The sequence below is a fragment of the Klebsiella oxytoca genome, assembly GCF_009707385.1.
Classification (GTDB): domain Bacteria; phylum Pseudomonadota; class Gammaproteobacteria; order Enterobacterales; family Enterobacteriaceae; genus Klebsiella; species Klebsiella oxytoca_C.
Genome location: NZ_CP046115.1, coordinates 3,720,604 through 3,734,290, shown reverse-complemented (window position 1 = coordinate 3,734,290; position 13,687 = coordinate 3,720,604). Strand labels below are relative to the sequence as shown.

Sequence of the window (13,687 nt, the reverse complement as noted above, 5' to 3'; positions counted from 1 at the left end):
TGCTGGTGTACTCTTTGGGTCCCAGAAAGAGGAAGCCAATTTTTATGGATATCACTTTTTTCCGCGCCGCCCTGTTAGGCGCCTGCGTATCGCTTTTCGGCTGTGATTCAGCCACTACTCCACAGACGCCAAAACCCGTTGCTACCGTGATGGATGGTAAAACCATGGGCACATTCTGGCGGGTCAGCGTGATAAACATGGATGAGGCGAAGGCCGAGACGCTGCGTCAGAAAGTTCAGGCTCAGCTGGATGCTGACGATCGCCTGCTTTCCACCTGGAAGAACGATTCAGCGCTGATGCGCTTTAATCATTCACCGAGCACCGCGCCCTGGCCGGTTAGCGAAGCAATGGCGGATATCGTTACGCTGTCGCTGCGTATTGGCGCTAAAACCCATGGTGCAATGGATATTACCGTCGGGCCGTTAGTCAATCTATGGGGCTTTGGCCCGGATAAACAGCCGGTAAAAACGCCGGATGAGCAGCAAATTGCCGCCGCGAAAGCGCGCAGTGGGCTACAGCATCTGACGGTAATTAACCAGGCTAATAAGCAGTTTCTGCAAAAAGATATTCCGGATCTGTTTGTCGATCTCTCTACCGTCGGTGAAGGCTATGCCGCCGATCACCTGGCGCGTCTGATGGAGCAGGAAGGGATCGCGCGCTATTTGGTTTCGGTGGGTGGGGCGCTGGTGAGTCGGGGCATGAACGCGGAAGGACAGCCGTGGCGTGTGGCGATCCAGAAACCCACCGATCGTGAAAACGCGGTACAGGCGATCGTTGATATTAACGGCCACGGCATCAGCACCTCCGGCAGCTATCGCAATTACTTTGAGCTGGACGGTAAGCGCATCTCGCACGTTATCGATCCGCAAACCGGGCGACCTATCGAGCATAAACTGGTTTCGGTTACCGTTATCGCCCCCACGGCGCTGGAGGCCGACGGCTGGGATACCGGGCTGATGGTGCTGGGGCCGGAAAAAGCCCAGAACGTGGTTCGTGAACAGGGGCTCGCAGCCTATATGATTATCAAAGAAGGAGACGGGTTTAAAACCTGGATGTCGCCGCAGTTCCGCGCTTTCCTCATCGGTGAGAAAAATTAAACAGCAAGATTTCGGGTTTTTGCTAACGGACTTCGGCGCAGAGTGAGGATACACTTATAGCAGGAGTCCGTTATGAAACCGAGAATGATTGATACCGATGAGCATCGCTGGCAGGCGGTATGCGAACGCGATGCTTGTGCTGACGGTCAGTTTGTTTTTGCCGTGCTGACCACCGGCATTTGTTGCCGCCCGTCCTGCCGCTCGCGTCGTGCTTTGCGCGAAAATGTGCGTTTTTATCCTGACGTAGAAACCGCGCAGGCGGAGGGCTTTCGCCCCTGCAAACGTTGCCAGCCGGAGAAAATCGCTCCCCAGCAGCAGAAGTTAGAGAAAGTCGCCGCCGCCTGTCGTCTTCTGGAGCAGGAGGCGCCGATAACTCTGGAAGCTCTGGCGCGCCAGCTTGCAGTCAGTCCCTATCATTTTCATCGCATCTTTAAGTCCGTTACCGGCATGACTCCTAAAGCCTGGCAGCAGGCATGGCGCGCCCGGCGTTTACGCGAAGCGCTGGGACAGGGGGAGAAAATTACCGATGCGGCTCTTGCCGCCGGTTTCCCGGATAACAGCAGCTATTATCAGCAGGCTGATGCCATGCTGGGGATGACCGCCCGCCAGTTTCGGCGCGGTGGAGAGAATACCGATATTACCTGGGTATGCGACGACAGCCCGCTAGGACGCTGCCTGGTGGCTGAGAGCGTACGGGGAGTATGCGCAGTGCTGCCGGGCAATGACGATGCTTCGCTCTATGAAGAGTTAGCCAGTATATTCCCTAATGCGCGCCTGCATCCGGGCGATGACGCTTTTCGCCTGCGGGTGGCGCAGGTGTTCTCTCATCTTGCGGATCATCGACATCCCGTTTCTCTGCCGCTGGATCTGCGCGGTACGGCTTTTCAGCTTCAGGTCTGGCAAATGCTGCGCCAGATCCCGGCGGGAGAAACCCGCAGCTATCGTCAGGTGGCGCAAAGTATTGGCCGCCCTGGAGCGGTCAGGGCGGTGGCAAGCGCCTGCGCCGCCAATAAGCTGGCGCTGGTTATCCCATGCCACCGGGTGATTCGCGAGAACGGGGCGCTATCCGGCTATCGCTGGGGAACGCCACGAAAGGCGCAGCTGCTGGCGCGAGAAGCGCAGTCCGAGGAGAACTAATGCTCGATCTTTTTGCCGATACGCCGCCATGGCAGGAGCCGCTGGCCCCGGGGGCGATAATTTTACGCCGCTACGCCCGTGGGCGCGCCGTACAACTCCTGCAGGCAATCGGCGATATTGCCAATCGTTCTCCTTTTCGCCAGATGGTTACTCCCGGCGGCTATACGATGTCGGTGGCGATGACCAACTGCGGCAAGCTGGGCTGGAGCACGGATCGGCGCGGCTATCTTTACGCTGCCGACGATCCGCTGACGGGCAAGCGGTGGCCGCCGATGCCGCTACTTTTCCACGAGCTGGCGGCGGAGGCTGCGGCTGCGGGCGGCTATACGCGCTTTAACCCGGATGCTTGTCTTATCAATCGCTATCAGCCCGGTACAAAGCTGTCGCTGCATCAGGATAAAGATGAACGCGACCTGCGGGCGCCAATCGTGTCCGTCTCGCTGGGGCTTCCGGCGATATTTCAGTTTGGCGGCCTGCGGCGTAACGATCCGCTACAGCGGGTGCTGCTGGAGCACGGCGACGTGGTGGTCTGGGGAGGCGAGTCCCGGCTGTTTTACCATGGTATTCAGCCGCTAAAAGAGGGGATCCATCCAGATACCGGCTCCTGTCGTTACAATCTCACTTTCCGTCTGGCTGGTAATGAAGAATAAAAATAAGAATTATTCTTGCTGTCATCGCCGGGCAGTTTAAACTGCTGGCTGTTTTTGCTTGCCCGGATTATGCGTTATGGAACTTCTTCTTCTTGTCTGGCGCCAGTATCGCTGGCCGTTTATCTCCGTTATTGCCCTGAGTTTGCTGAGCGCGGCGCTGGGGATTGGGCTTATCGCCTTTATTAATCTGCGCCTTATTACTATTGTCGATACCTCCTTGACGGTGCTGCCGGAGTTTCTGGGACTGCTATTACTGTTGATGGCGGTTACACTTGGCTCGCAGCTGGCTTTGACCATCCTTGGGCACCATTTTGTTTATCGCCTGCGCGGCGAATTTATTAAGCGCATCCTGGATACGCAAATTGAGAAGATTGAGAAGATCGGCAGCGCATCGCTGCTGGCCGGATTAACCAGCGATATCCGCAATATCACGATTGCGTTCGTGCGTCTGCCGGAGCTGGTGCAGGGAATTATTCTGACTTTAGGCTCCGCCGCTTACCTGGCCTGGCTTTCGGGAAAAATGATGCTGGTCACCGCGCTCTGGCTGGCGTTGACCATCTGGGGCGGTTTTATACTGGTATCGCGGGTCTATCGGCATATGGCGTCGCTGCGGGAGACTGAAGATAAGCTGTATCAGGATTACCAGACGGTTCTTGAAGGGCGTAAAGAGCTGACGCTTAACCGCGAGCGCGCTGAATATGTGTTTAACCAGCTCTATCTCCCGGATGCGCGCGAATACCGGCACCATATTGTTCGCGCCGATACTTTCCATCTGAGCGCGGTCAACTGGTCGAATATTATGATGCTGGGCGCGATTGGTCTGGTCTTCTGGATGGCCAATAGCCTGGGATGGGCCAATACTGCGGTGGCGGCGACCTACTCTCTGACGTTGTTATTCCTGCGTACGCCGCTGCTATCCGCGGTTGGCGCATTGCCTACCTTGCTCAGCGCGCAGGTGGCATTCAACAAGCTGAATAAGTTCTCTCTTGCGCCGTATCGCGCTGAATTCCCGCAGGCGCAGGGGCATCCCGGCTGGCATACTCTCGAGCTGCGCGATGTGACGTTTCATTATTCCGATAATAGCTTTGCGGTAGGGCCGATTAACTTGACCCTCAAACGCGGCGAGCTGGTGTTTCTGATTGGCGGCAACGGTAGCGGAAAATCGACGCTAGCTATGCTGTTAACCGGCTTGTATCAGCCGGTTTCCGGACAGATACTCGTCGACGGTCAGCCCCTGGCAGCGGATAAACCGGAAGATTATCGTAAGCTATTCTCAGCGGTATTCACCGACGTCTGGCTGTTCGACCGGCTGCTGGGGCCGGAAGGGAAGGCGGCCGACACGGCGCTGGTGCGTAAGTGGCTGGATTACCTGAAAATGAACCATAAGCTGCAGTTGGATGACGGCAAAATCCTCGATCTGAAGCTGTCAAAAGGGCAGAAAAAGCGCGTGGCGCTGCTGCTGGCGTTAGCGGAGGAGAGAGATATCATCATGCTTGATGAATGGGCGGCGGATCAGGACCCGCATTTCCGCCGTGAATTCTATCAGGTGCTGCTGCCGCTCATGCAGCAGATGGGTAAAACTATCTTCGCCATTAGCCATGACGATCACTACTTTCAGCATGCCGACAGGCTGCTGGAAATGCGCGGCGGCCAGCTGTCGGAACTGAGTGGTAAAGAGCGCGAGCTGGCGACCCGCGATGCCGTCGCCCGTACCGCCTGATCGCATTAGTCCAGCCCGGAGGCATTTGCCACCCTCCGGGTTTCCCGCTGGCTGCTGTTTTTTCCGTCGACTAAATTCATAACGGTTATTATTTCTGCCTCCTCGCGCTATGCTTATGGCTTCCGGCCTGCTGGTCTGACAGATATTTTTACAAGGATTGCCTGACCGATGTCCGTTTTGCACAAAAAAAGCGCCAGATTGCGTGACGAAGAGCGCGCCCGTCTCATATGGCTACTCAGTACCGATAAAGCTGTCACCTCTTCACTGCTGGGTAAATTAACCCTGGCTGAACGCTATGATGACAGTACGCTTGATGACGATCTGGCAGAAGTGGAAGTGCTGGTTTCACACCTACCGCCGCCTGACCTTGCGGATGCGCTCGAAGCGCTACCCTATGACGCGCGTAACGCGCTCTGGCGGCTGGTGGCCGACGATAAACGCGGTGAAGTGCTGCTGGAAGCGTCGGAAAGCGTCTGGGGCGACCTCATCGAAGAGATGAGCGATCACGACCTGCTGTTTGCATTACAAAACCTTGATATTGACGAACAGGTCTACCTGCTGCAACACCTGCCGCGCGATTTGACCGGTCGTCTGCTGGCGACGCTACCAGCCGATAAGCGCGCGCGTATTCGCCAGATGATGCGCTATGCCGACAACACCGTCGGCGCGATCATGGAATTTGAAGTCATCACCGTTCGGCCGGAAGCCACCCTCGCGGCGGTACAGCGCTACCTGCGACGGCTAGGCAAAATGCCGGAAAACACCGACAAACTGTTTGTGACGACCCGCAATAAGCTGCTGCTTGGAGAGCTCGAGCTGCAAACCATTCTGCTTAACGATGCGCAGAAGCGGGTAGGGGAGGTGATGGAGGGCGATCCGGTGACCTTCCAGCCGACCGAAGAGGCGGAAAAAGTCGCGCGTACGTTTGAACGTGATGACCTGCTGAGCGCCGCGGTCATTGACGCTGACGGCAAGCTGATGGGGCGTCTGACCATCGATGAGATCGTTGATGTGGTGTATGAAGAGACGGATAACGATTTACGCCGGATGGGCGGACTGAGTAACGATGACGACGTATTCGCTCCGGTGAGCAAAGCGGTGAAGACCCGCTGGGCCTGGCTGGCGGTGAATCTGTGTACCGCTTTTATCGCTTCCCGCGTTATTGATGGTTTCGAGCACACCATTTCTCAGCTGGTGGCGCTGGCGTCGCTGATGCCGATTGTCGCCGGAATCGGCGGTAATACCGGCAACCAGACGATCACCATGATCGTGCGGGCAATGGCGTTACAGCATATTCAACCGGGAAGCTTTACCTTTTTGATCCTGCGAGAGATGGGCGTAGCGCTGATCAACGGCATCGTCTGGGGCGGTATCATGGGGGCCATTACCTGGTGGCTATATGACGACCCGCAGCTTGGCGCGGTGATGACGCTGGCGATGATGCTTAATTTGCTCATGGCAGCGATGATGGGGGTGATTATCCCAATGGTGATGGTCAGGCTCGGACGTGACCCGGCGGTCGGCTCCAGCGTAATGATTACCGCCATTACCGACACCGGTGGATTCTTTATTTTTCTTGGGCTGGCGACGATTTTTCTGCTGTAGCCCGCGCCTGAGTACGCAGACGGCGGGGGATCAGGACCATGGAGATCAGTCCCGCCAGGACGCCTATCGCCAGATTGCTGGTACCGACGGTTGCGCCGACGGTCACCAGCATCACCAGCGTTTCTGGCCATGGATTGTGCGCCAGTTCCGCCGGACGAATGCTGTGCCAGCTGAATGTTTTTACCGCTACTATCACCATTACACCAGCGAGGACGGCCATCGGAATTTTCGCCATCACTTCGCTTAATCCGGTCACCAGCAGTAGCAGAACCACTCCTGCGACAATGGTCGAGATGCGGCTGCGCGCTTTGCCCATTTCAACGTTAACGATGGTCTGACCGATCATTGCGCATCCGGCTATACCGCCATAAAACCCGGCGAGGATGTTGGCGATGCCCAGACCGGCGCTTTCGCGTGCTTTACTGGACGGAGTATGGGTCAAATCATCGACCAGCTTTGCCGTCAGAAGCGATTCCATCAGGCCGACAAAAGCGATGCTCAGCGCGCAGGGCCAGATAATGTTTAGGGTAGTGAAGTTCAGGGGCACCATCAGGCCGTTGAGTCCGGGCAATCCGCCGCTCATCGAGCCTTCATCGCCGACGGTCGGCAGCAGCTGGCCGCTGAAAACGGTAAACAGCGTCAACAGAACAATAGCAATCAGCGGAGAAGGTATAGCCTTAATATAGCGCGGCGCCCACAGCACAATTAGCAGCGTTAACACAAACAGGCCGATAATCAGCGGCTGCTTGCTCCAGAAATGCGGTACCTGGGCAAAAAAGATGAGAATACCCAGCGCGTTAACAAACCCGGTCATCACCGGCTGCGGGATAAAGCGCATCAGGCGCGCCATGCCGCAAATGCCAAACAAAATTTGAATAACGCCGGCCATTATGACCGCCGGGAGAATATAGCCGGCACCGTATTGATGCACCATCGGACCGATAACCAGCGCCACCGAACCGGCGGCGGCGGTAACCATCGCCGGTCTGCCGCCGAGAACCGACATTGCCAGGCACAGTACTACGGAAGCGATAAGGCTAACTTTCGGGTCAACGCCAGCGATGACGGAGAAAGAGATGACTTCAGGAATCAGAGCCAGCGCGGTGAGCACGCCGGCCAGCGTTTCACGTGTCAGCATCGCGGGCGAACGCAGTATCTGGCCTAATGAGCCATGGTGAGCGGAAACAGCGGAATCAGAAACTGGAGGCATAAAAAAAATTCGCGCAATTTAAAATTTTGTGGACAGCTTCCACCGACTTAACGTGCGGTTGGTCACAAAACAGGGGATGATAGCGCGTTAATCTGGCCGATACCAGTACAAAATGTGATTTGTGATACACATTTATTAAACATTTTTATAACAGATCTCAAAACTCAACTTAAAATTTAAACAATATTTAAATTTTTTTTCTTCAGTGTTACCTTTGAAGCCGAGAATCGTTTCACCTGCGCTAAATATAAAGCGAGTAAAGTAAGGCTCAAATCCGATGAAGAAAAAGATGGCCGTACCCAGCTCACAGGCGGTTGGTTCCAATAACACTCGGACCAACACCCGCCATGAGCAAGAGACGGATGTATTGTTGATTGGCGGCGGTATCATGAGCGCCACGTTGGGAACCTGGCTACAGGAACTGGAGCCAGATTGGTCTATTACCATGGTCGAGCAGATGTCCAGCGTGGCGGAGGAGAGCTCGAACGGTTGGAACAACGCGGGCACCGGCCATGCGGCATTGATGGAATTGAACTATACGCCGCAAACCGCTAACGGTATCAATATCGATAAAGCGGTCGATATCAACGAATCATTCCAGATTTCTCGTCAGTTTTGGGCTCACCAGGTGACCCGTGGCGTTCTGAAAAAGCCGAAATCCTTTATTAATAGCGTGCCGCATATGAGCTTCGTGTGGGGGGAAGACAACGTTAACTTCCTGCGCGCCCGCTATGCGGCATTACAGCAAAGCGAGCTATTCCGCGGTATTCGCTACTCTGAAGATCATCAACAAATAAAAGAGTGGGCGCCGCTGGTGATGGAAGGGCGCGATCCGCAGCAGAAAGTGGCTGCCACCCGTTCGGAAGTTGGCACCGACGTCAACTATGGTGAAATCACTCGTCAGCTGATTGCCGGTCTGCAAACCCACGATAATTTTTCTCTCCAGCTGGGGACGGTGGTCCGTCGCTTTAAGCGCAATGCCGACAAGAGTTGGACCGTAACGGTTGCGGATGCTAACAATCGTCACCAGAAACGGGTTATCAAAGCTAAATTTATTTTTATCGGCGCCGGCGGCGCCGCGCTGACCCTGCTGCAGGAAACCGGCATTCCGCAGGCGAAGGAGTATGCGGGCTTCCCGGTCGGCGGACAGTTCCTGGTTTGTGAGAACCCGGAAGTGGTTACTCACCATCTGGCAAAAGTCTATGGCCAGGCTGAAGTCGGTGCGCCGCCGATGTCGGTTCCGCACATCGACACCCGTATCATCGACGGTAAGCGCGTGGTGCTGTTTGGGCCGTTCGCCACTTTCTCCACCCGCTTCCTGAAAAACGGTTCGCTTTGGGATCTGCTGGCGTCCACTAATACCTCGAATATTATGCCGATGCTCAACGTGGGGCTGGATAATTTCGACCTGGTAAAATACCTCATTAGCCAGGTGCTGCAAAAAGACAAAGATCGCCATGCGGCGCTATGCGAGTACTACCCGGAAGCGAGTAAAGAAGACTGGCGTTTATGGCAGGCAGGCCAGCGCGTGCAGATTATCAAACGCGATAAGAAGAAGGGCGGCGTGCTGCGTCTGGGAACCGAGGTTGTCAGCGATGATGAAGGCACCGTGGCCGCGCTGCTGGGCGCCTCGCCGGGAGCTTCCACCGCAGCGCCAATCATGCTGCAGCTGATGGAGAAAGTGTTCAAAGACAAGATTAACTCAGCGGAGTGGCAGGCGAAGCTGAAAGCGATAATACCGAGTTACGGTTCGCGTCTGGACGGTAATGCCGCGGAGATTGAAAAGGCGCTGGCGTGGACCAGTGAAGTTCTGGAACTGCATTATGAGCCGCTTACGGTCGCTGATGATGTGCCACAGGCGGAGCTGAAGCCGCTGCCGGAAGGTAAACCTATCGCGGATATTGCGCTGTAATCCCTTTTCCGGCGGCTTATGCCGCCGGATTCTCTCTTGAGGGATTAACGCTCAACGGCAGCGCCGATGGTTTCGTCCGCTCTCCAGATACGATATTTCACATCAATGTTGTCCGGGGTATAAACCACGATGGGCAGCTTGCTGTTATAGCGCAGCATCCCCGCATCGCCGAGGCCCGCCGTCACAAACTGCTTCTCTTTCTTCCCGTCAGGGCAGGCCATCATCGTTGAGACCGGTGAGGTTACTTTATCAAATACATAGTAGTCATAGCCCCAGCCTTCAAGGGTTTTGCTTTCCAGCTGGCCGCCAAGACGATGACGGTTGCAGTCAACTTCCAGCGTCTGGCCAATCATCAGTTCTACTTTAAACGCGGATTCATCTTCCTGCTGCGGCAGCTGAATCACCTGGCGCTTCATGCCCTTCTCGGCCTGAGGATAAGGGGCGATCTTTTCCAGGGGCTGTTCTGCCGCCAGGGCGCTAGTGGAGACGCAGGCAACGGCCAACAGGGAAACGGCAAAAGTGGTGATTTTTTTCACGTGGGTAATCCTTTTTTATCAATCCTGATCAGCATAATGTTAGCATTAAATGGATGAGATGGTGGTGGTATTTACCAAATTTTTCATAATTATCAGTTATAAATTCTGCTGCCGTAGTGGGCTGAAAGCGCATCACGAGCAACAGTTTCTCACCCTTTAGCCTGAGTTTAGTATTGATTATACGAATATTTGGAATGACCAGGGTCAATAAAATAATTGATTTACATATGAAATTATTTCATGCGATATATTTGTTATCAATCATTTAGAATGATTGATAAGGGAAATTAATTGAAAGGAAATCGTCAATACAAGCAATTGATAAGAGTGATGGTAGATGAAATTTAACACGGTTTTACTGGTTCTGGCCTGGGGCGCTTGCTCGCTATTAGTGGGATGTACTTCCGAGTCACAGCGCCTGGCTAACTGCGAGGCCAAAGGTATTTCCCGGGATACTTGTTATTTAGCGGAACAAAATCGTCAGGCCTCGATAAATGCGGTTTACGAGAAACAGGCTCTGGAAAACGCTGCGGCTGCGGTTCAGCACGGGCAAAATGCGAAGGTTAAGATGAAGCATTTTGCCGGTATGGAAATTAAAAACACCAGTACCGGCTTGAGTATTGATGGTAAACCTGCGGCGGTCATTGAGAAAAACAAAGACGCGACCGTTTATCAGCAGGGGCTCTACAACTTCATTGTTTACGCTAACGGTAAAATCGCCGTCACTCAGGAGGGCGTATTTAAAGGTTACGCCAAATAAAAAGCGTTAATCAGGGGGATGTTTCCCCCTGTGTTATTTTGCGGCAGATGTTCAGCTGAAAATCGCTACTCCTCGTGATTCCTGCCTTCTTCCAGAAAATCCTCATCAAGTTCATCAATGTTTCCGGCATGATCGCGTCCCGAGAGAAGGTTCCAGCAGGCGATAAACAGCGCGGCAATAAGCGGACCGATAACAAAACCGTTGATGCCGTAGATTTCCATCCCGCCAATAGTGGTGATAAGGATCAGGTAGTCCGGCATTTTGGTATCTTTGCCAACCAGTAAAGGACGAAGAATGTTGTCGACCAGGCCTACAATTATCACAAAGAAACCGACGATAAAGGCCCCCTGCCAGAGCTGGCCGGTAGCGAAGAGATAGATTGCGGCAGGCACCCAGATGATTGCCGAGCCTACCGCCGGAATAAGCGACAGGAACGCCATTAGCGCGCCCCACAGGATGCTGCCATCAATACCGACAATCCAGAAAGCAAGTCCTCCAAGCGCCCCCTGCGCAAGCGCGACCGCCACGGTGCCTTTTACCGTCGCCCGGGCGACGGCGGCGAATTTCGCGAAAAGATGCTGCTTAACGTGATTCGAAAGCGGCAGGGATTCAAGGATCAGCCGGACCAGGTATGGGCCATCTTTTAGCAGGAAAAATAGCAAATAAAGCATGATGCCGAAGCTAATGGTAAAACCGAAGGTGCCTTTACCAATCAGGAAGGCGCTGCCGGCCAGGTACTGGCCACCTTTGAGCGCAACGTCAGAAAGCTGCTGCTGAATTTGTTCGGCGCTATCGAGATTATGCTCAGAGAGGAAGCTTCTGGCCCATTCCGGCAGGTGAGCGAACAGGTTCGCGACAACCGTCGGAAACTGGGTGTCATTGTGCTGAAGCTTGGTGTAAACCACGTTTAGCTCGAAGGCCAGAGACGAGAGAATGATCGCCAGCGGGGTGAACACGATCAGGCAGATAATCACGATTGTCAGAAACGCCGCCAGGCCGTTGCGTTCACCGAGCCGATCGCGGAGTTTATTCTTCACCGGGTGGAAAATCACCGCCAGGATCGTTGCCCATAAAATAGCTGAATAATAGGGGGAGAGGACATCGAAAAAAGCCAGGGTAACGATCAGCACGATCAGGATAAAAAATCCTTTCGTAAGTCCATTAACTCTCATGTAAATCCTTCAGAAAAATGACGTGTACAGTCAAATAATAGAAGCTTTTCCATGATTTACAATCAAAGCGAGAATTGGGTTTTTTATAGCAAATTGAGTCAATATGGCATTTTATGCCGGAACCGCCGGTGCCATAGTTTCAAAGCGGCGACTGCCACATCAGGGGAAATAGTTCCTTGCTACTCTGAGAGGTAGAATGTCAGTTCAGATAAACGGCAAAAAGGATGTAATAAGATGCTGACTTATATCACTATAGGTACAAATAACTTTCAGCGCTCCGTAGACTTTTATGACGCTGTTTTTAAGGTTCTTGGCTACTCACGTCTGCCTGCCTGGACAGAAGACTGGGCAATGTGGGGAGATGAAAATAATCCGAATGAGGGGTTCACCTTCTGTATTTGTCCTCCTTTTGACCGTCATCCTGCAACGGCGGGAAACGGGACAATGTTCGCATTCAGAGCAGATAACGCGGACACCGTCAGACGGTTCCATGCAGCCGGTCTTCTTGCGGGAGGGAAGAATGAAGGGGGGCCTGGTACACGAACCGCGTACGGACCTGACTTTTATGTTGCCTATCTGCGCGATCCTGACGGGCATAAGCTGGCATGCGTTTATCAGCATTATTCTCCGGAGGCAGATAAGTTCGTAGACGCAGAATAACAGTCCTCTTCTGGCACCAGGACGTCATCAAGGATTCTTAGCCCGCCATAAAACAAAAAGCGGACACACGGATGAAGATAATCCGGGTTAGTCATGCCATCTATATTGCAGCATCATCGTGTCTAAAAAGATTGGGGAGGGTTCAATGTCATCAGCTTTTCAACATCGGTTCATTCTTACAGGCGGCCCGGGGTCGGGTAAAAGCACAATAATTGATGCGATTATAGAACGAGGGTATTGGTGTTCGAAAGAAGCTGGAAGAGGTGTTATACAAGACCAGGTTAACATCGGTGGTGAGGCATTGCCATGGGCCAACCAGACCGCATTTGCGGAGCTGATGCTATGCTGGGAAATGCGTTCGTGGCACGAGGCGGAAGGGCAAACACCACTCTGCTTCTTCGACCGTGGCGTTCCTGATGTTGCAGGTTATTTACGTTTCTCAGAGCTTACCATACCGAGACATCTGGAAAACGCCATAGAGAAATTTCGCTATAATCGTACCGTATTTATTGCACCACCCTGGCGTGACATATATGTACAGGATACAGAGCGTAAGCAATCTTTCGATGTCGCCGTCGCGACATATCATGCGATGGTGAAAACATACCGCATGTATGACTATCAGTTGCTTGAATTACCACGTGGTTCTGTAGAAGAGCGTGTGGATTTTATCTTTTCCAATATAGTACGTTGATAAACTTGCAGCTGCGCGTAACGCTGAATCACCATCCATGAGTCTGCAAAATTCTGTTGGATAGACAACCTGAGCTTGCCATTTTTCTGGCGCATGAAATATATCTGTTTCTTGTCATCTTCTCGCCTCCATTCAAACCAGCCATCAGCAAAACAAGTCGCCCGCCCGCGCAGCCATAGTGGCTTACATTTTGCTTATCGACGCGTTTCTACACGAGCATTGATGAGTGCTCTTCACGGGTTTGTGAGTGAGCAAATCGTCCCTACAGCAATCAGACGGAAAGTATAGAATATTGGACGAGTAGCTTTATTTTTCAGGGGAGGTGAGGCTCGATGAGGGAGCATTGACGGTGTTTCACCCCCATGACATCCCGTTTGAAAAACAGGCATAAAAAAAACCAGCCATAAAAGGCTGGTTTTATTGGGATTTTTGGTCGGCACGAGAGGATTTGAACCTCCGACCCCCGACACCCCATGACGGTGCGCTACCAGGCTGCGCTACGTGCCGATTTGTGGGGAACAATATTACCCGTTC

The 13,687-nt window shown here is 53.4% G+C and carries 12 protein-coding genes, 1 tRNA gene and 1 pseudogene; 9 read left to right on the top strand and 5 right to left on the bottom strand.

From position 1 onward, the window contains the following. Positions 1–44: 44 nt before the first annotated feature. From apbE to mgtE, 5 genes are all read left to right on the top strand, one after another. Positions 45–1,097 (top strand): FAD:protein FMN transferase ApbE, encoded by a 1,053-nt coding sequence (apbE, locus tag GJ746_RS17335; RefSeq protein ID WP_154681315.1) that lies wholly within the window; start codon positions 45–47, stop codon positions 1,095–1,097. A 72-nt stretch (positions 1,098–1,169) separates the two neighbouring features. Further along, a complete protein-coding gene (ada, locus tag GJ746_RS17330; protein WP_154681314.1) occupies positions 1,170–2,234 on the top strand; it encodes a bifunctional DNA-binding transcriptional regulator/O6-methylguanine-DNA methyltransferase Ada in 1,065 nt (354 codons plus the stop codon). After that, positions 2,234–2,884, top strand: coding sequence for a DNA oxidative demethylase AlkB (alkB, locus tag GJ746_RS17325; RefSeq protein WP_154681313.1), 651 nt, complete (start codon positions 2,234–2,236; stop codon positions 2,882–2,884). Before ada ends, alkB begins: the two co-directional genes overlap by 1 nt. A gap of 76 nt (positions 2,885–2,960) precedes the next feature. Next, positions 2,961–4,604: a multidrug ABC transporter permease/ATP-binding protein gene (locus GJ746_RS17320; RefSeq protein ID WP_154681312.1), complete on the top strand. Its 1,644-nt coding sequence runs from the start codon at positions 2,961–2,963 to the stop codon at positions 4,602–4,604. Between the two features lie 168 nt (positions 4,605–4,772). Next, positions 4,773–6,209, top strand: coding sequence for a magnesium transporter (mgtE, locus tag GJ746_RS17315; RefSeq protein ID WP_154681311.1), 1,437 nt, complete (start codon positions 4,773–4,775; stop codon positions 6,207–6,209). Here the strand turns inward: mgtE and GJ746_RS17310 are convergent. Beyond that, positions 6,172–7,347 carry a SulP family inorganic anion transporter gene (locus GJ746_RS17310; protein WP_195908874.1) on the bottom strand — a complete coding sequence of 392 codons (1,176 nt, stop codon included), beginning with the start codon at positions 7,345–7,347 and terminating at the stop codon, positions 6,172–6,174. The genes mgtE and GJ746_RS17310 overlap by 38 nt on opposite strands. A 349-nt stretch (positions 7,348–7,696) precedes the next feature. Between GJ746_RS17310 and mqo the strand changes: the two genes are divergently transcribed. Next, positions 7,697–9,331, top strand: a complete 1,635-nt coding sequence (gene mqo / locus GJ746_RS17305) for a malate dehydrogenase (quinone) (protein WP_154681309.1) — start codon at positions 7,697–7,699, stop codon at positions 9,329–9,331. Between the two features lie 44 nt (positions 9,332–9,375). On the opposite strand, the gene eco is transcribed toward mqo, so the two are convergent. Next, the gene (eco, locus tag GJ746_RS17300; protein ID WP_154681308.1) at positions 9,376–9,867 is read right to left on the bottom strand and encodes a serine protease inhibitor ecotin; all 492 of its coding nucleotides are present in this window, start codon (positions 9,865–9,867) and stop codon (positions 9,376–9,378) included. A gap of 337 nt (positions 9,868–10,204) precedes the next feature. Between eco and GJ746_RS17295 the strand changes: the two genes are divergently transcribed. Next, positions 10,205–10,627 (top strand): hypothetical protein, encoded by a 423-nt coding sequence (locus GJ746_RS17295; RefSeq protein WP_154681307.1) that lies wholly within the window; start codon positions 10,205–10,207, stop codon positions 10,625–10,627. Between the two features lie 65 nt (positions 10,628–10,692). On the opposite strand, the gene GJ746_RS17290 is transcribed toward GJ746_RS17295, so the two are convergent. Next, positions 10,693–11,799 (bottom strand): AI-2E family transporter, encoded by a 1,107-nt coding sequence (locus tag GJ746_RS17290; RefSeq protein WP_154681306.1) that lies wholly within the window; start codon positions 11,797–11,799, stop codon positions 10,693–10,695. Positions 11,800–12,033: 234 nt separating this feature from the next. Between GJ746_RS17290 and GJ746_RS17285 the strand changes: the two genes are divergently transcribed. Beyond that, positions 12,034–12,459, top strand: coding sequence for a VOC family protein (locus GJ746_RS17285; protein WP_154681305.1), 426 nt, complete (start codon positions 12,034–12,036; stop codon positions 12,457–12,459). A 145-nt stretch (positions 12,460–12,604) separates the two neighbouring features. Beyond that, a complete protein-coding gene (locus GJ746_RS17280) occupies positions 12,605–13,153 on the top strand; it encodes an AAA family ATPase (RefSeq protein WP_154681304.1) in 549 nt (182 codons plus the stop codon). 74 nt (positions 13,154–13,227) lie between these two features. On the opposite strand, the pseudogene GJ746_RS25455 reads toward GJ746_RS17280, so the two are convergent. Both GJ746_RS25455 and GJ746_RS17275 read right to left on the bottom strand, forming a co-directional pair. Then, positions 13,228–13,380, bottom strand: a pseudogene (locus GJ746_RS25455) (SOS response-associated peptidase family protein); the annotation flags it as partial. 203 nt (positions 13,381–13,583) lie between these two features. After that, positions 13,584–13,660, bottom strand: a tRNA-Pro gene (locus tag GJ746_RS17275). Positions 13,661–13,687 lie beyond the last annotated feature (27 nt).